Source organism: Bradyrhizobium sp., assembly GCF_016213215.1.
GTDB lineage: Bacteria > Pseudomonadota > Alphaproteobacteria > Rhizobiales > Xanthobacteraceae > Bradyrhizobium.
This window is the reverse complement of sequence record NZ_JACRAW010000136.1, coordinates 1-17958: the sequence shown is the minus strand read 5'-3', so window position 1 is coordinate 17958 and position 17958 is coordinate 1. Positions and strand designations below refer to the sequence as shown.

Here is a 17958-nt window from a genome sequence, read left to right as displayed (position 1 = left end):
GACAAACTTCCAGAGCCGTCGCCGTGCAACATCGCTATGTGGAGAAGATCGAACGTTCGGCCGAAATGCTCGCCATGACGTGAAGTCGCTAGCGCTGGATTCGGTGTCCAGCAAAATCATGGTGACGGATGCCGACTACAGGATTGTCTACGTCAACCCGGCGGTCGAGGCGCTTCTCGGCGATGCGGAAGGTGAGATCCGGAATGGCTTGCCCCAGTTCCGCGCGGGTAATCTGGTCGGACAGAACATCGACGTCTTTCACAAGAACCCGTCACATCAGCGCAGGCTGCTGGGCGGGCTTGCGGCCAAGCACCAGGCAACGATTGCGATCGGCGGCCGCTCCTTCGATCTGACTGTCACTCCGCTGCGGCTCGGCACGGGCGAGCGCGCGGGTCTGGCCGTCGAGTGGGCCGATGCGTCGGCGCGACTCAAGAACCTGGAATACTCTGCCCAGGTCGCCGCAATCAGCCGCGCGCAGGCCGTGATCGAGTTCGAGCTCGACGGCATCATTCGTGCCCTCGGCTATTCGCTTCCCGAGATCGTCGGCCGGCATCATTCGATGTTTGTCGACGAGGCCGAGCGCAATTCCGATTCCTATCGGCAGTTCTGGGCGGCCAGGAAATCGGCAGCCTGAACGGCATATCGGCCGACGTGGTCACGGCGCTCGAGGCGATCAAGGGCGCCATCCAGAATGTCAGCGAATATGTCACCTAGACCGCCGCGGCGGTCGAGGAGCAAAGCACGGTTACGGCCGAGATGTCGGTCAGCATGCAGCGTGCCGCAGCCGAAGCCGCGGCGATCGCGAACGGGTAGGGCCTGGTCCGGCCGAAGGGCTGGAGGCCTGCACCAGGCGCATCTTGATAGGGCGACGCCGAGCATGTACCGGTAGATCGACCTCCCAGGGTCGTTATCTGCCGGTACTGCACGTGCCGACAGCCTTCGCGGAATGATGTTTGCCCATGCCCGACTTACACGGCGTCTTTCCCTATCTCGTCTCTCCGCTTGATCCTGACGGCAAGGTGAGGACCGCCGTTCTCGGCCGGCTGTGCGATGATCTCATCAAGGCCGGCGTGCACGGATTGACGCCGCTGGGCTCGACCGGCGAGTTCGCCTATCTCGATCGCGCACAGCGCACGGCCGTCGTGCAGGCGACGATCGAAGCGGCCAAGGGGCGCGTGCCCGTCATCGCCGGCGTCGCTTCGACCTCGACGGCGGACGCGGTGACGCAGGCCAAGGCTTATCAGCAGCTCGGGGCGGACGGCATTCTGGCGATCATGGAGGCCTATTTTCCGGTCGCCGACGCCCAGGTCGAATCCTACTTCCGCAGCATTGCCGACGCCGTCGATATTCCGGTCGTCATCTACACCAATCCGCAATTCCAGCGCTCCGATCTCACGCTGGATGTGATCGCGCGTCTCGGGGAGCATCCGCGCATCGGCTACATCAAGGATGCTTCCACCAACACCGGGCGATTGCTCTCGATCATGAACCGATGCGGCGACAAGATCCGCGTGTTCTCGGCGTCCGCGCACATTCCGGCGGCGGTGATGCTGATCGGCGGCGTGGGCTGGATGGCGGGGCCGGCCTGCATCATTCCAAGGCAAAGCGTCGAGCTCTACGAGCTCTGCAAGGCCGGCCGGTGGGACGCGGCGATGGCACTGCAGCGCCGGCTGTGGCGGATCAACGAGGCCTTCGCCCGCTTCAATCTGGCCGCCTGCATCAAGGCGGGCCTTTCCATCCAGGGCTACGACGTCGGCGACCCGGTGCCGCCGCAGGCGGCCCTGACGGCGGAACAGCGCAAGGTGGTGGAAGCAGCGTTGCGGGACCTCGGATAGTGCGCCAATATGGCCCACGCAAAACATTGCTTTGCCAGGGCTGAAACTGGACCGGTGAACCGGTCCCGCGAAGCGCTTGAGGGAACGGCAATTTCGTCCCGGTCTGCAGCCGGATTGGAAACTTCCCATCAGCTGGGGCGTTTGTGCGAGAGCCATACTCCCGCCCCAGATGCGATATGCTATGCTCAGCTACCTTGTGCACCTCCGCCAGTGCGCGAAACGGTGACGCCCATGGATCGTCGGTTCGGACTTGCTGCGGCAGCTTTGGCAGCCGTGTTGCTGGTGTGGACGGCCACGAAAGTCCAATATGCGCCGTGGACAAGTCCCGTCGCTCGCGCCGTCGAGCAGCGCGGCCCGCTTTCCGATACCGAAAAGGCGACCATCGAAATCTTCGAACGCGTATCCCCGTCCGTCGTTCAGGTCGCGGCGAGGTCCGCGGCCAATCCACTGATGGAAGCGGAGGGACCGGGCGCCTCCGGCACCGGATTTGTCTGGGATCGCGAGGGGCACCTCGTCACCAACAATCATGTGGTGGAAAATGCCAGGGAAGTTGCGGTCCGCTTCGCGTCGGGCGAGGTGGCACAAGTTGATCTGGTCGGCGTGGCCCCGAACTATGACCTCGCCGTGCTCCGCATCAGGAGCGTGCGCCAACTGCCTGCGCCGGTGGCGCTTGGCAGTTCGAGCGATCTGAAAGTGGGCCAATCGGCCTTCGCGATCGGCAATCCCTTCGGACTGGACCAGTCGATGACCAGCGGCATCATCAGCGCGCTCAAGCGCCGGTTGCCGACCAACGCGGGCCGCGAGATCGCCAACGTCATCCAGACCGATGCGGCGATCAACCCCGGGAATTCAGGCGGGCCGCTCCTGGACTCGGCGGGCCGGCTGATCGGTGTAACGACGGCAATCATATCGCCGTCCGGTTCGAATGCCGGCATCGGCTTTGCGGTCCCGGCAGATGTCGTGAACCGCATCGTCCCTGAGCTCATTCGAAACGGGCGGGTGCCTACGCCGGGCATCGGCATTGTCGCCGCCAGCGAGGACGTCTCGACGCGGCTCGGCGTCGAAGGGGTGATCGTGGTTCGGACCACCGCCGGGAGCCCCGCCGAGCGGGCCGGAATTCGCGGGGTCAATCTCTCGTCAGGCGCGCTCGGCGACGTCATCACCGAGGCCGATGGCAAGCCGGTGCGGCGCCTTTCCGATCTCACCGACGCCCTCGAACAGGTGGGCGCAGGGCGCACTGTCAAGCTCACCGTCAAGCGCGGCTCCGACCCCCGCGAGGTGACTGTGGACGTCGTCGACATCGACCGCTCCTAGGCCGCCAATCCGTCGGCGCACAGGCACCAATTCGCGCAACCGCAGATGCGCCGTCCTTCGGTTGTCTCGACCGGAAAATCCGCTAAAACCCCTCGGTCACTTCAGGATTGAGGAATGAGCGGATGAATATTCTTCCCGGCAATCTGCGTTTCGGGGCAGGGCAGCCCGTCAAGCGTTTGGAAGACTTGAGGCTGCTCACCGGGAAGGGACAGTTCATCGACGACAAGCCGGATGAGGGTGCGCTGTGGCTGCACGTGCTGCGCTCGCCGCATGCTCATGCCCGGATCGTCTCGATCGACACCGGTGCTGCCGCCGGGATGCCGGGGGTCGAAGCCATCTACACCGGCGCAGACCTGATCAGGGACGACATCGGCAGCATCCCGACGCTCAACATCTTCAAGCGGCCGGACGGCAAGCCGATGAGCGTGCCGCCACGGCGGCTGCTCGCGCACGAGGTGGTGCGTTTCGCCGGCGAGCCGGTCGCGGCGGTCGTCGCAAGCTCGCGCGCGCTGGCCCAGAGTGCGGCGGAAGCGATTCAGGTCGAATACGACGTGCTGCCCGCCATCGTCGATCCGCAGGAGGCGATCAAGCCGGGCGCTCCCGTCGTCTGGCAGGATGCGCCCGACAACATCGTGGCGGCGATGAGCTACGGCGATGCCGCCAAGGTCGATGAAGCCTTCGCCCGGGCGGCGCACGTGGTCGAGCTCGATCTCGTCAGCCAACGCCTGGTGCCTTCGGCGCTGGAGCCGCGTTCGACCATTGCCGAGATTGACAAGAAGTCGGGCCGGCTCCTGCTTCACGTGCAATCGCAGACACCCGGCTCGACGCGCGACGTGCTGGCGGAAGCGGTGCTCAAGCGGCCGAAGGAAAGCGTGCGCGTGCTGGTCGGCGACATCGGCGGCGGCTTCGGCCAGAAGACCAACCTCTACCCCGAAGACGGCATCGTCGCCTATGCCGCGACCAGGCTCGGCGGCAAGATCCGCTGGCGCGGTGATCGCACCGACGAGTTCGTCGGCGGCACGCATGGCCGCGATCTCACCTCGAGCGCGGCCTTCGCGCTCGATGCCAAGGGCAAAGTGCTGGCCTACCGGGTGAAGTCGATCGGCAGCACCGGTGCCTACTCTTCCGGCGCGGCCAACATCATTCCGCTGGTACTCGGGCCGTTCGTGCAGACCGGCGTCTACGATCTGCCGCTGGTGCATTTCGAGGTGAAGACGGTGATGACCCACACCGCGCCGGTCGGCGCCTATCGCGGCGCGGGCCGGCCCGAAGCGGTGTTCATCGTCGAGCGGTTGTTCGATGCCGCCGCGCGCCAGATCGGCATCGATCCGCGCGCGATCCGCAAGGCCAATTACATCAAGCCGGCGCAGCTGCCCTATACGAATGCGGTCGGCCAGGTCTACGACTCCGGCGCCTTCGCCCATATGATGGATCGCGCCGCCAGGCTCGCCGACTGGGACGGCTTTGCCGCACGCAAGCGCGCGGCGAAGAAGAAGGGCCTGCTCTACGGTCGCGGCGTCACCAGCTATATCGAATGGACCGGCGGCCGCGCGCACACCGAAAAGGTCAGCCTGCATGCGACAGCGGAAGGCCGCGTGATCCTGCATTCCGGCACCATGGCGATGGGGCAGGGACTGCAGACCACCTACACCCAGATGATCTCCGACACCCTCGGCATTGCCATGGACAGGATCGACGTGATCCAGGGCGATACCGATCTTGCTACCGGATTCGGCAGCGTCGGTTCGCGGTCGCTGTTCGTCGGCGGCACGGCGGTCGCGGTCTCCGGCAACGACCTGATCCAGAAGGCGCGCGAGAAGGCGTCGAACCTGCTCGAGACTTCCGTGGAAGATATCGAGTACCGCGACGGCTTTCTGACCATCGTCGGCACCGACCGCCGCATCAGCCTGTTCGAGATCGCGGAGAAGGAGGACGGCGCCAGGCTCAGCGTCGATTCCGAAGGTGAGGTCGACGGGCCGAGCTGGCCGAACGGCACGCATATCTGCGAGGTGGAGATCGACCCCGAAACGGGCGTGACACGCGTCGTGCGCTATACGACCGTCGATGACGTCGGCGTCGCGGTCAACCCGATGCTGGTGACCGGGCAGATCCACGGCGGCGTCGTGCAGGGCATCGGGCAGGCGCTTCTTGAGGGCGTCGCCTACGATGCCGAAGGTCAGTTGCTGACCGCGAGCTACCAGGATTATTGCATTCCGCGTGCCGACGACGTGCCGCCGGTCCAGGTCTCGCTGGACGACTCGGCGCCCTGCCGCACCAATCCGCTGGGCGCGAAGGGCTGCGGCGAATCGGGGGCCATCGGCGGGCCGCCCTGCGTCACCAACGGCGTGATGGACGCCCTGAGCGATCTCGGCATCAGGCAGCTCAACACGCCGCTGACGCCGCAGAAGATCTGGAAGGCGATCCAGGAGGCGAAGGCGGGGAAGCAATAGCTGCGGCTATCGTGCATGACGCTCTCGCGGCTGCTTCGTCATTCCGGGGCGCGCGAAAGCGCGAGCCCGGAATCCATAACCCCAGGGCGTTGTTGTTGCGAAGAGTGTAACTGGCAGTTGGCCCCACAACTTCTGCCTGTGGTTATGGGTCCCCGCCTGCGCGGGGACGACAGCCAGTATGTGGCGCGCCCCTTCCTGGCTAAATCCCCAGCATCATCTTGGCGATGATGTCGCGCTGGACCTCCGACGTGCCGCCGAAGATGGTGTAGGCCCGGCCGTTGAGATATTCCGGCACCACGGTCAGCATCTCCTCCGGGATCGCTGGCTCGTGGTTCAGCCTGTAGAGCGGACGCATCGGCTCGACCGCGAGCGCGTCGTGGCCGATGACGTCGGCCCCCAGCCGCGTCACCGCCTGGCGGATCTCGCTCATCCGCAGTTTCAACAGCGATGACACTGCGCCGGGGTTCTGTCCGGTCTGCAGCGCCGACAGCACGCGGAGCTCGGTCATCTCCAGCGCGTCGATGTCGACCTCGACTTCGGAGATGCGCATGGCGATATCGGGATCCTCGATCGCGCGCCCGGTCAGCTCGGAATCCGCCAGCTCCGAAACCGCCCTCAGTCCCTCGCGCAACTTCGCCGAGGCGATGCCGGCTCCGCGCTCGAACTCGAGCAGGTATTTGCCATAGGTCCAGCCCTTGCCTTCCTCGCCGACGCGATTTGACACCGGCACGCGCACGTCGTCGAAAAACACCTGGTTGACCTCGTGGTCGCCGCCGATGGTCAGGATCGGGCGGATGGTGATCCCACGCGTCTTCATGTCGATCAGGATGAAGCTGATGCCATCCTGCTGCCGCGGGGTATCGTTGGTGCGCACCAGCGCAAACATGCGGTTGGCGTGATGCGCGTGCGTCGTCCAGATCTTGCTGCCGTTGATGACGTAATCGTCACCGTCGCGCACCGCGCGCGTCTTCAAGGAGGCGAGATCTGAGCCGGAGCCCGGCTCGGAATAGCCTTGGCACCAGTAATCCTCGCCGGAAAGAATCCGCGGCAGGTAGAAGTTCTTCTGCTCCGGCGAGCCGAACCCGATGATCACGGGCCCGACCATCTTGACGCCCATGACGTTGACGTTCGGCACGCCGGCGCGCGCGGATTCGGTCTCGAAGATCCAGCGCTGTGCCGGCGTCCAGCTAGGCCCGCCATATTCCACCGGCCAGCCCGGCGCGCCCCAGCCCTTTTCGTGCAGAGTTCGCTGCCACGTCATGCCGATGTCGGGATCGGAGAACACGGACGGCGTCAGTGCGGTGGCGCGTTTCACCTCGGGGGTGAGATTTTGCGCGATGAAGTCACGCACTTCCTGCTGGAACGCGCGCTCCTCGGCATTGAAGGCAAGATCCATGATGCGCTTTCCTCTTGTTCAGGACGGCACGGCCGCGCGGCCAAGGGCGGCATGGCGGCGATAATGGTAGGCGCTGCCGCCGAACAGCGTGTCGAAGGCGACCAGGCGCTTGAAGTAGGCGCCGATCTCCAGTTCCTCGGTGACGCCCATGCCGCCATGCAGCTGGATCGACTGCTCGCCGACGAAGCGGGCGCATTTGCCGATCTTGGCCTTGGCGGCCGACGCCGCGCGGCCGCGCTCGACCGGCTCGGCGTCGAGCATCAGCGCGGCGCGCAGCGCCATCGAGCGCGCTTCGTCGCACTGCATTGCCATGTCGGCGAGGCGATGGCGGATGACCTGGTTGGCGGCGAGCGGCCGGCCGAACTGGTGGCGGATCTTGGTGTATTCGACGGTCGTCTCCAGCAGCGTCTGCATGATGCCGACCGCCTCGGAGCCGAGCGCGGCCATGGCGCGGTCGACCACCCACTCGATCGCGGGCAAGGCATCGTGACCATCGCCCAAGAGGGCATCGGCGGGAAGGTGGACGTCGGAGAGTTCGAGGTTGCAGGCGCGGCCGCCGCCGAGGCGTGGAAAATCCGAGATCGCAAGGCTCGGCGTAATCGCCGGCACCATGAAAAGGCCGAGCCGGCCCGATGCGCCGTCGTGATGGTGAATATGCGCCGATACGATGATCTGGCTGGCGACATGGCCGTCGATCACGGCGATCTTGTTGCCGGACAGGCGCCAGCCCTCGGCGGTCTTGCTGGCAATGGTGGTGACGGTTGCCAGATCGAAGCGTGCCGCGCGCTCGGAATGCGCGAAGACCACAAACAGCGAGCCGTCTCCGATCTTCGGCAGAATGGCCTGCTTCTGCTGCTCGCTGCCGCATTTCTCGATCAGGGCGGCGCCGATCACCACGGTCGACAGATAAGGCTCGGACACCAGTCCGCGCCCGAAGGCTTCCATCAGGAGGCCGATTTCGACCGCGCCGCCGCCAACCCCGCCATAGCTTTCCGGGATCGGCAGTGCGAGCCAGCCGAGGTCGGCAAATTGCTTCCAGATCGCCGCGCTGAAACCGAGCGGATCGTTCGCCGTGCGGCGGCGATGTTCGGCATTGTAGCTCTCGGCAATGAAGCGCTCCGCGCTTTCGCGCAGCAGGCGCTGCTCGTCGCTGAAGGAGAGGTCCATCGGGCTACTCCGCCGCGGCCGGGGGTTTTCGCACGGACGGATGCAGTCCGGCCGGATCGACGATCATGCCGAACTCCTGCAGGTTATGGGCGTGGCAGAGCTGATGAAGCGCGAACGCCTGATCGATCGCGGCCGGCTGGCCCATGATGTCGACCGAGCGGTTGACGGCTTCCTTGCTCAGCTTGAGCGCGAAGGAAGGCTTGGCCGCGATCCTGCGCGCCAGCGCCATCACGAACGCGGAGAGCTCGGCGCGCGGTACCACATGATTGACCATGCCCAGCCGGTGCGCCTCCTGCGCGCTCCACATGTCGGCGGTGAACAGGAATTCCTTGGCCTTGCGCGGGCCGACCTCCCATGGGTGCACGAACCATTCGACCCCGCACACGCCCATGGTGACCACGGGATCGCAGAACTCGGCATCGTCGCTGGCGACGATGAGATCGCAGGCCCAGGCCAGCATCAGGCCGCCGGCAATGCATTTGCCGTGCACCTCGGCGATGATCGGCTTGGCGAGGTTGCGCCAGCGCCGGGTGATCTGAAGATAGATCTCCTGCTCGCGGGCGAAACGGCCGTGGGCATTGGGCTCGGCAAAGCCGCCCCAGTTACCGATCGGCGGAAAATCCATCCCGGCCTTGTCCTTGAGGCCGGGCCGCAAATCGTGGTCTGCGGAGAAATGCGGGCCGTTGCCGGCGAGGATGATCACCTTGACCGCGTCATCCTGCACCGCCTGGTCGAAGGCGGCGTTGAGATCGTAAGTCATCTGCAGATTTTGCGCATTGCGCGCTTCGGGGCGGTTCATCACGATACGGGCGATGGACGGCTCCGGCCTCTCCACGAGGATGGTCTCGAACGAGGTCATTGGATTTCCGTTTGGCGTTTCCGTGTGCTTGTTCCTTGTTTGGCCATGTTGACTATTTCGGCGAATGGGAGGCAAGAGGCTTGGGACAAAAATAGCGTTCCCGAGCACGCCGACCCGCTTACCCGCGGGCGCGATTCTGCTAGTTTGCCCCGGCAACAGAGGAGAGATTGCAATGCGCAGATTCTTGACCGTGCTCGCGACCCTGGCGACGTTGAGTCTCACCAATTGCGGCTACAACGCCTTCCAGAGCGGCGACGAGCAGGTCAAGGCGAACTGGTCGGAGGTCGTCAACCAGTATCAGCGCCGCTCCGATCTCGTGCCCAACCTCGTCAACACGGTGAAGGGGTTCGCGCAGCAGGAGAAGGACGTGCTGCTTGGCGTGACCAATGCGCGCGCCAAGGTGGGCAGCATCCAGGCCACGCCGGAAATTCTCAACGATCCCGCTCAATTCCAGAAATTCCAGGCCGCGCAGAGCGAGTTGAGCAGCGCGCTGTCGCGCTTGCTGGTCGTGACGGAGAACTACCCGCAGCTCAAGTCGGATGCGCTGTTCCGCGACCTGATGTCCCAACTGGAGGGCACCGAGAACCGGATTACGGTAGCGCGCAACCGCTACATCAAATCGGTGCAGGAATATAACGTTACGGTTCGCTCGTTTCCGACCAACCTGACGGCGATGATGTTCGGCTTCAAGGAAAAGGCGAACTTCACGGTGGAGAACGAAAGGGAAATCTCGACCTCGCCAAAGGTCGATTTCAACCCGGCCCCGGCACCCTCGAAGTAGTCCCGTCTCCGTGATGAACGCCGTCAGAGCCTTCCTGCTCGCGCTCTTTGTCGTGGGCGTGCCGTTCACGGCTGCGGCGGATGTTGCCGTGCCGCCGCTCACCGGCCGCGTGGTCGATCAGACCGGCACGCTCTCCAGCAGCGACATCTCGGAGCTGTCGGAAAAGCTGAAGGCTTTCGAGGACCGCAAGGGCAGCCAGATCGCGGTGCTGATCGTTCCGACGGTGAAGCCGGAGACGATCGAGCAGTTCGCGATCCGGGTGGGGGAAACCTGGAAGATCGGCCGCAAGAATGTCGATGACGGCGCGATCCTCGTCATTGCCAAGAACGACCGCCACCTGCGCATCGAGGTCGGTTACGGCCTCGAGGGCAGTCTCACCGACGCCACCTCGAGGCGCATCATCGACGAAGACATCACGCCGAAATTCAAGAGCGGCGATTTCGCCGGCGGTATCTCCGCCGGCGTCGACCGCATGATGAACGTGATCGACGGCGAGCAATTGCCGGTACCGGAGCCGGCTCATTGGAATGGCCCGCACCTTGCCGACTATATCGATCCGTTCAATATGTTCTTCCTGGTCGGTCTGCTGTTGGTTGCCGGGATGCTGCGCGCCTCTTTCGGCAGGCTGATGGGCTCGATTGCCAGCGGCGGCCTGGTTGCGGTCCTTACCTGGCTCTTCTTCGGGTCGCTGATCGTCTCGGTCGTCGCCGGCATCATCGGCGGCGTCGTGGCCTTCATCGCGGACCTGATTCCGGGCAGCGGACCATCTGTGGGCGGCCGCAGAAGCAGCAGCAGTAGCAGCAGTTGGAGCAGCGGTTCCTCAAGCAGCAGCGGCAGTTTCAGTGGCGGCGGCGGCAGCTTCGGCGGCGGCGGCGCGTCGGGGAGCTGGTAACATGAACATCAGGCGCATCGGCAGGCATCTCCTCGAGCACCGCTGGCGGGTGAACCAGCTCTTTCCGGCCCGCGTGCTCGCCAACATCGAGCAGGCGATCAAGCAGGGCGAAGCCACCCATACCGGCGAGGTCCGCTTTGTCGTCGAAGGCGCGCTCGACGGCGCGCCGCTGTTCCGCAACCAGTCGGCGCGCTCGCGCGCGCTCGACGTCTTCTCGCAATTGCGCATCTGGGACACCGAGCACAACAACGGCGTCCTGATCTATCTCCTGCTCGCCGACCACGACGTCGAGATCGTGGCCGATCGCGGCATCCACGCCAGGGTCGGCACCGAAGGCTGGGAGAAGATCTGCCGCGAGATGGAAGCGGAATTCAGGTCCGGCCAGTTCGAGCGCGGCGTAATCAAGGGTATCGAGGCGGTGTCGCGCGAACTCGCCACCCACTTCCCGCCGCGCGGTCCCGACCACAACGAACTGCCGGACAAGCCGGTGGTGATGTGAGGCCGGGGCTGGCGCTCCGTCCGTCAGCATCATTGCGAGCGAAGCGAGGGCAGAGCGTAGCCCGGGTGAGCGCAGCGATACCCGGGAAACAATCGCGAAGTCCCGCATGTCGCTACGCTCATGCGGGCTACTCGTGCTTCCCGCCGCCCCGCATGACGTCGGATACGCGGCTGTGCTCCGCTGTCATTGCGAGCGAAGCGAAGCAATCCAGACTTGGCGCCGCGGAGGAATTCTGGATTTGCTTCGTCGCTGCACTCAACCCATCTTACGACCTTTGGAGTTTTGCGCGCGTCGTGGTGGAAGGCGTGCCTGAACCGGCTTGGATCGTTCGCACCTTCGATGACCTTGCGGCTCTTGGGCGTTTCGCCACGCTGTGATCGTCGCGCACGGCCAGCCGGTTGCGCTTCTTCATGTGATCGGCGTGTTGAGTTTTTGTCCCGCCGCGGCGAGCGGCATATTCTTTGCCGTCGACCGGTGCCACATGCGGCGGATCTCTATCGAGATACGGTCGCCCGATTCCAAACTTCTTCCCGTGTGCATCGATCCATTTCCAGAGCTTGTCGCTGGAAATCCATCGCTCGTCCCGTGTTCCGCCGTTGACGCTCACGACATCGGCCGCAAGCCCGTGGCCATAGCCGCCGCGCAAGCTCCCGCCATGGTACGACCTGTTACTCGCCGCCTTGAGGCCGCTTGCGATCGATTGACGGTAGTCATCGCGGAAGGCGCTGGTTATGCCGGGCGACAGCCCGGCCTCTTCCGCGGCTAGAAGCGTATGAAAGAGCTTCAGTTTGAACCTCCGATCCATGCCTCCGATCACGTAGTCCATCATCGGCTTGCCGGCTCTTTCCGCCGCCTTCGGATCCTTCCACGTGAAATCCTGATCGACGAGCCTGGTAAAGCTCTTGGTGACAGTCACCGTCCTGCCCTTCTTCTTGACTGTCACTTTCCTCTGGTCGTGCACCTTGATGGTGTCCTCCTTGGGCGTCCGTTGGTAGAGCGCCCACAGGTATCGGTCGATGCAGATGTCCGCCACCAGACACTCGTCGAGAATTTCGATGGAGCTCACACCATCCCTGGCGCCGCCAGGAATCGGGTCCGACGTGCTCACGTTCGGCGCCTGCACGGGCGGTGTTTCGTGCGGCAGCATGTGCGACGGATCGGTCAAGGCGGCCACGATGGTCGATTTCGGCTCATTCGACGACGCCGTCGTGTCGGTGGCTGTTCCCGTCACCGCTTCGGCAGCTTTTGCCACATCGACCCGAGCCACGGGATCAATGACAGGGGCGTTGCCCATTGTTGCGTGCGCAGCGTCCGGGAGCTCGGCGTCGGCGATGAGAGATGGTGCGCGGCGGTCCTCGATTGGCACAGCGGCCCCGGCATTCTCGATGCTGGCCGAACCGAAGCCAGCAAGCTGGGTGACGACCCAACCCGCGAGAACGACCGTCGTGCATAACGCCGCCATTGTCGGAAATCGCCGCGGGTTCATCATCCGTAGCCTCCAAAGGCTCCACCAGAGCCATGCTGTCCAGCCAAGATGCGACGGCCTTGATTGTTCGGACCAGGATATGGACGCACAATGGCGGTAACTGCCGGCCGATCATTTTTCGAAAGAGTGTTGCACGCGCGCAACGCGCCGCCCGAAGCTACCTGCGCATTCTCCGACGCAAGCGCGCACGGGGGAAGTTTCAATCGCCATCGCGCGTTGGGGTAGGCGCAGGTCTCCCTGACGCCAGTCTCGCCTGGGCGCCGCTTCCCTGCCAAGCAATCGACACAATGTCGTCGACGCGATCAACGCCTCACCGAGCGCCAATTCGGCTGACCTGCCCGGACTCGCATTCTGGCCAACAGCCGACATCGGGGTCGGTCTAGCCGTGTCGGGGTGAGTCAAATAAGCTGCTCGCCGATCGTAATCGGCGCAAGCGCGAACGGGCATTCCAACCGGGACATGGCATGGCAAATCGATTTGCGACGGCTCAATCCATGCGGGCGACGCGGCAGCGGGGGCGTCTCGCCATCGTGACGCTCGCGGCGACAGCCGCACTGACCGCGCTGACCGCCGACGCCGCGGCAAGACAGGCGCGCCCCGCTGCGGCCATGGAGGCGATGGCGCCGCGAAACGCCGGCGAGCCGATCATGGCGATCGTCTCGATCAAGACCCAGCAGGTCACTTTCTACGACGCCGACGGCTGGATCCTGCGCGCGCCGGTGTCGACCGGCACCACGGGACGCGAAACGCCGGCCGGCGTCTTTGCGATCGTCGAGAAGAACAAGGACCATCGCTCGTCTCTTTACGATGACGCCGAGATGCCGAACATGCAGCGCATCACCTGGAACGGCATCGCGCTACACGGCGGGCCGTTGCCCGGCTATGCTGCCTCGCACGGCTGCATCCGGATGCCGTTTGGCTTCGCAGAGAAGCTGTTCGACAAGACGCGGATCGGCTTGCGTGTGATCATCTCGCCGGACGACACCGCTCCGGTCGAGATTTCCCACCCGGCACTGTTGGTGCCGAAAGCGGAGGCCGTCGCGGCTGCTCCGTCGCGTGCCGAGACGCTGGCCCGCGAGGCCGCAGAGGCCGTCAGGACGGCCGACGAGGCAAAGAAAGCCGCCGCGACAGCGGCACGCGAGGCTGCATCGCTCACGGCGTCGCTGCGCAGACTGGAGGGGCTCAAGAGGAGCGCCGACGCCGAGCTTGCGGCTGCCGACAAGGCGATCGCCGCCGCAAAGACGGACCAGGCCAGGACGCAGGCCGAAGAGCGGAAGCAGAAGGCCGCCCCAAAGGCCGCCCAGGCTGCGGCCGAGCTCGATACCGCGAAGGCTGACGCGACGTCGAAGCGGGACGCCGCGGCGGCCGCGAAGGACGCCGCCAAGGTGGCCGAAAAGCGCAAGGCTGAGCTAGCCAGGGCTGCGCGCGAGGCGAAGCTCGCGCTGGAGCCCGTCTCAATCTACATCAGCCGCGCGACGCAGAAGCTCTACGTGCGGCGCAACACGCACAAGCCGGCCCCGGACGGGGGCGGCGAGGTCTTCGATACATCCATCGAGGTTCCGGTCACGATCCGCAATCCCGAAAGGCCGATCGGCACGCATGTGTTCACGGCGATGGCGCAGAGCGACGCGGGCCTGCGCTGGACCGTTGCCACGATCGACAACGGCGACGACGCCAGGGACGCGCTCGACCGGATCACGTTCCCGCAGGATGTGCTCGACCGCATCGCGCCGACCGCATTGCCGCGATCGTCAATCATTATCTCGGACGAGCCATTGAGCAGCGAGACCAACTATCGCACCGAGTTCGTGGCGGTGCTAAGCAACCAGCCGCAAGGTGGCTTCGTGACGCGCCGGCCTACCATCCATGACCCCGTTGCGAGCGGGGACGACTGGGGCAACGACGGCTTCGGCTTCTTTTTCCAGCGCAATTGGAACTCCCAACCTCGCAATACGCGTCCGCGCGCCGACCAATATTATCAACCGATGCCGCAGCGCTGGTGGTAAGACGCGGCACCGCCGCACGCAGGCGGCGTGGTCGCTCAGGGTCAAAAGCGCCGGTCGGCGGTCGGCTTGCCATTTCAGCTTCACCACGACAAGCAGACGTCCAGCAGCCCGTGCACATTTCGCATTCGGGCCAGAAGCGGAAGTCGGGGCTGTTGCGACTGCACGACGCCTTAGCCCTCTCTTGAAGCGCGCTTTGGGATGATCGACAATAAGGGTACCAAACCTGACGACTGGAACTCTAGATGGCTCCATCGCAGATTGATTTCTGGTTTACTATGGGCAGCACGTATTCATATTTGAGCGTGTTGAGGCTCCCCGATGTAGAAAGATCCACGGGGATTTCCTTCCATTGGCGTCCCTTTCATCTGCTCGTCATTTTGCAGGAGATGAAGCACGTGCCGTTCGCCGATAAGCCAGCTAAACTGACTTATATGTGGCGTGACATCGAGCGCCGCGCCGCGATGTACGGCTTCCCCACAAACCTTCCTGCGCCCTACCCCGCCAAGCGTTCAGTAGTTGCAAATCTCATCGCAACCGTAGGCATGCGCGAAGGTTGGGGACCGGAATTTGTTCGCGCAGCTTACCGCCGCTGGTTCACGCTGAGACAGGAAACTGGCGACGAGCCCAATGTATCGGAAAGTTTGCGGGACATTGGGCAAGACCCGGAGCGTGTGCTTACGGTGGCTAATGCAGAGACCACGAAGGCCGCACTTGTAGCCGAGACGAGCGCGGCGCGAGATCTGGGCATCTTCGGGTCACCGACGTTCGTCGTAGATCGCGAACTATTTTGGGGCGACGACCGACTGAACGACGCAATTAGCTGGTGTCGTTCTGGCCGCGTCCAACATGGCTGACTGATTATTGTTGCGGCATTCCTGCCTTGCGCAACCCTTCACTGTAATTGTTGCGATCGTCTTCACGTTTGAATGGACGGATCACTTCCGCAATCGTTTTCTCGGAGTGCTCGCTTGCCAGGAGATCGCCCATTGCCGTTCTTGCCGACTCGATCATGTCGAGCTGCGCGTAGCTCGCCGCCAGTACGCGGCACGCGGTGTGAAACCAGCGTTGCCCAAGGCTCTGCCGCGCCGTCTCAGCGGCTTCAGCGTAACGCTTGAGCAGATACAAGGCCGAAGCCCGTTGGGCGCGCCAAGCGAAGATTTGCGGGTCACTCGGACTAAGCCGCAGCGCCCGATCGATAGCTGCCAGAGCTTCCTGGGGCAGACCCAGAAAATTGCTTGCCACCGCCAGGGCGAAATAGCCGAGAGCAAAATTGTCATTTAGCTCAATTGCTCGCCTAGCGAATTTGACCGCGGTGTCGCAATCGTCGTTATGCGCCAGATTGAGTGCCAATATATAGCAGGCGGAAGCGCTGCTAGGGTCGAGTGCAAGAGCACTTTTTGCGGCGGAAGCAATCTGAGCATTGACATCGCAACCTGAGCTGAGTCGGTAAGCACGAGTGCTAAATAACGTCCGCGCAATACCCACGTAGGCGTCGGCCAGCGTGTTATCTAGCTCAATTGCCCGATTGAAACAGGCGATGGCCTTGTGTGCATCCTCTTTGCTAAACTGATGGAAGTGCCACATCCCACGAAAATAGTGGTCTCTCGCGACCATTTGTTCCGGCGTCTTGCGCCGGGCACGTTCGATTTCGGCTTTAGAGACCGCCGGTTCTATCGCGGTGGCAACATCTTGCGCCACTTCATCCTGGATCACAAACCCATCGGCCAGATTACGGTCATACCTGTCTGCCCATATGCTCGTGCCTGTCGCGGTGTCTATAAGCTGCGCCGTCACGCGAACCCGACTGCCAGCCCTTCGAACGCTTCCCTCAAGGAGGTAATGTACGCCCAATTCCCGACCAACTTCTCTTACGTCAACGTGGCGGCCCTTGTAGGAAAAGCTTGAATTGCGAGCGATCACAAAGAACCAGCGCCACTTCGACAACGCCGTGATGATGTCTTCGGTGATGCCGTCTGTGAAGTAGTCCTGCTCTAGCTCGCCACTCATGTTTCGGAACGGAAGCGCGGCGATCGAGGGTTTATCAGGGAGCGCGAGAAGTTGGCTCGGGCCGGTAGAAACACCCTTTGAATCCACCGAAGCCGAGACTTTGCCTAACTGCATTCGCCAGGCGCGCATCGGCTCAGCAATATTCTTCAGTGCCTGCAAACCCAGATCGTCAAAGTGAATATCGAGCTTGCCGCGCAGTTGGCGTTGGGCGTCATCGGAAATGCATACGCCTCCCGGCTCTGCAATCCCCTCCAGACGCGCGGCTATGTTGACGGCATCGCCAAAAATATCGTTCTCGTCGATGATTATATCGCCGACATGAATCCCGACCCGAAACTCAATCCTTTGATCCTGTGGTACGGCGGCATTCTGCTCAGCCATTCTGCGCTGGACTTTGACGGCGCAACGACCTGCGTCCACGGCACTGGCGAACTCGACCAGCATGCCGTCACCGGTCGTCTTTACAATGCGGCCACGATGCTCAGCGATAACGGGATCGATCAGTGCTCTCCGGAGCGACTTGAGCTGCGCCAGTGTGCCTTCCTCTTCGCGGCCCATCAAACGGCTATAGCCGGCGACATCTGCCGCTAACACAGCCGCTAGGCGCCGCTCCACGCGCTCACTGCTCACAAGTACCTCCCGGCTCGGGAGATTGAACGGACAGTATAGCAGTTCGGTAGTGCGTTGTCCGGCTGCCAATGTCCGCTTCGGGGTCAGGCCCTGACGAACCGCCCGACGTGGGCCACCGTCTGGAATCGGGCCGGAAGCGGCCGCGCCTGACTGCTCGTCGGGCAAATCGCCGCAAAACCTGTCAAGCCATCGCGGCGAAAATAATTCGCTTTATCCGAATTCGAGTTCGGCGTATGGAGACGCTGTCCTGCCCGGCAAGAGGGGCGATCGCGATCGTCACGAACGTGGGCCAGGATGCGGTGGACGCGGCAGCGTCAGGCGCGATGGCCGATTGCAGGGCGGGTTCTCTCGTGAGCGATCAGGCGGCGCGCGGACGAACGGCGCTGTAAGTTCGTCTCGCCGATCCTTCGATGTGGGTGCACAAGCCTCGAAGGCTCTCGGCGAGAAACGAATGCCGCGTACGGCAAAACCGTGTGGTCCTGGCTGCCGTTGCTGCAGCCAAGTTTCGCGGAGGCGTCATCGGCCCAACCGGGAGCGAGGGGCCGTCAATCCGTGGAGCGACGGTGACAAAAAGGAATTCGTCACCGGGGAGAGCTCGGCATAAGCCGTAAAGCCACTGCGCAGGGAAGGCCGGGT

The 17958-nt window shown here is 63.6% G+C and carries 13 protein-coding genes and 2 pseudogenes; 10 read left to right on the top strand and 5 right to left on the bottom strand.

Features of this window, described 5'->3' with window-relative positions; all coding sequences use genetic code 11:
• Positions 1-79: 79 nt before the first annotated feature.
• The 5 genes and pseudogenes from HY852_RS22590 to HY852_RS22570 all read left to right on the top strand — a co-directional run.
• Positions 80-277: pseudogene (locus HY852_RS22590) on the top strand (PAS domain-containing protein); the annotation flags it as partial.
• A gap of 135 nt (positions 278-412) precedes the next feature.
• Positions 413-813, top strand: a pseudogene (locus HY852_RS22585) (hypothetical protein); the annotation flags it as partial.
• Positions 814-959: 146 nt separating this feature from the next.
• Complete coding sequence (locus tag HY852_RS22580) at positions 960-1835, top strand: dihydrodipicolinate synthase family protein (protein ID WP_291607114.1); 876 nt, start codon at positions 960-962, stop codon at positions 1833-1835.
• Between the two features lie 231 nt (positions 1836-2066).
• Positions 2067-3149: a trypsin-like peptidase domain-containing protein gene (locus HY852_RS22575; protein WP_291607113.1), complete on the top strand. Its 1083-nt coding sequence runs from the start codon at positions 2067-2069 to the stop codon at positions 3147-3149.
• Between the two features lie 122 nt (positions 3150-3271).
• Positions 3272-5599 (top strand): xanthine dehydrogenase family protein molybdopterin-binding subunit, encoded by a 2328-nt coding sequence (locus HY852_RS22570; protein ID WP_291607112.1) that lies wholly within the window; start codon positions 3272-3274, stop codon positions 5597-5599.
• 199 nt (positions 5600-5798) lie between these two features.
• Here the strand turns inward: HY852_RS22570 and HY852_RS22565 are convergent, their stop codons facing one another.
• The 3 genes from HY852_RS22565 to HY852_RS22555 are packed head-to-tail and all read right to left on the bottom strand — an operon-like array spanning position 5799 to position 9021.
• Positions 5799-6995 carry an acyl-CoA dehydrogenase family protein gene (locus tag HY852_RS22565; protein ID WP_291607111.1) on the bottom strand — a complete coding sequence of 399 codons (1197 nt, stop codon included), beginning with the start codon at positions 6993-6995 and terminating at the stop codon, positions 5799-5801.
• An 18-nt stretch (positions 6996-7013) separates the two neighbouring features.
• Positions 7014-8162 carry an acyl-CoA dehydrogenase gene (locus HY852_RS22560; RefSeq protein WP_291607110.1) on the bottom strand — a complete coding sequence of 383 codons (1149 nt, stop codon included), beginning with the start codon at positions 8160-8162 and terminating at the stop codon, positions 7014-7016.
• Between the two features lie 4 nt (positions 8163-8166).
• A complete protein-coding gene (locus HY852_RS22555; protein WP_291607109.1) occupies positions 8167-9021 on the bottom strand; it encodes an enoyl-CoA hydratase in 855 nt (284 codons plus the stop codon).
• A gap of 172 nt (positions 9022-9193) precedes the next feature.
• Between HY852_RS22555 and HY852_RS22550 the strand changes: the two genes are divergently transcribed.
• The 3 genes from HY852_RS22550 to HY852_RS22540 are packed head-to-tail and all read left to right on the top strand — an operon-like array spanning position 9194 to position 11193.
• On the top strand, positions 9194-9802 hold the full coding sequence (locus HY852_RS22550; RefSeq protein ID WP_291607108.1) for a LemA family protein: 609 nt from the start codon (positions 9194-9196) through the stop codon (positions 9800-9802).
• A 13-nt stretch (positions 9803-9815) separates the two neighbouring features.
• Positions 9816-10694 carry a YgcG family protein gene (locus HY852_RS22545; RefSeq protein ID WP_291607107.1) on the top strand — a complete coding sequence of 293 codons (879 nt, stop codon included), beginning with the start codon at positions 9816-9818 and terminating at the stop codon, positions 10692-10694.
• Between the two features lies 1 nt (position 10695).
• Positions 10696-11193 carry a TPM domain-containing protein gene (locus tag HY852_RS22540; protein WP_291607106.1) on the top strand — a complete coding sequence of 166 codons (498 nt, stop codon included), beginning with the start codon at positions 10696-10698 and terminating at the stop codon, positions 11191-11193.
• Positions 11194-11458: 265 nt separating this feature from the next.
• On the opposite strand, the gene HY852_RS22535 is transcribed toward HY852_RS22540, so the two are convergent.
• Positions 11459-12682 carry a peptidase M15 gene (locus tag HY852_RS22535; RefSeq protein ID WP_367116401.1) on the bottom strand — a complete coding sequence of 408 codons (1224 nt, stop codon included), beginning with the start codon at positions 12680-12682 and terminating at the stop codon, positions 11459-11461.
• Between the two features lie 461 nt (positions 12683-13143).
• Here HY852_RS22535 and HY852_RS22530 point away from each other — a divergent pair, with 461 nt between their 5' ends.
• A complete protein-coding gene (locus HY852_RS22530) occupies positions 13144-14685 on the top strand; it encodes a L,D-transpeptidase (protein ID WP_291607105.1) in 1542 nt (513 codons plus the stop codon).
• A 242-nt stretch (positions 14686-14927) separates the two neighbouring features.
• Complete coding sequence (locus tag HY852_RS22525) at positions 14928-15539, top strand: 2-hydroxychromene-2-carboxylate isomerase (RefSeq protein WP_291607104.1); 612 nt, start codon at positions 14928-14930, stop codon at positions 15537-15539.
• Positions 15540-15543: 4 nt separating this feature from the next.
• Here HY852_RS22525 and HY852_RS22520 read toward each other — a convergent pair whose 3' ends face one another.
• Entirely contained in the window at positions 15544-17322 is a 1779-nt protein-coding gene (locus HY852_RS22520; protein ID WP_291607103.1) for an adenylate/guanylate cyclase domain-containing protein, read from the bottom strand.
• Positions 17323-17958: the final 636 nt, after the last annotated feature.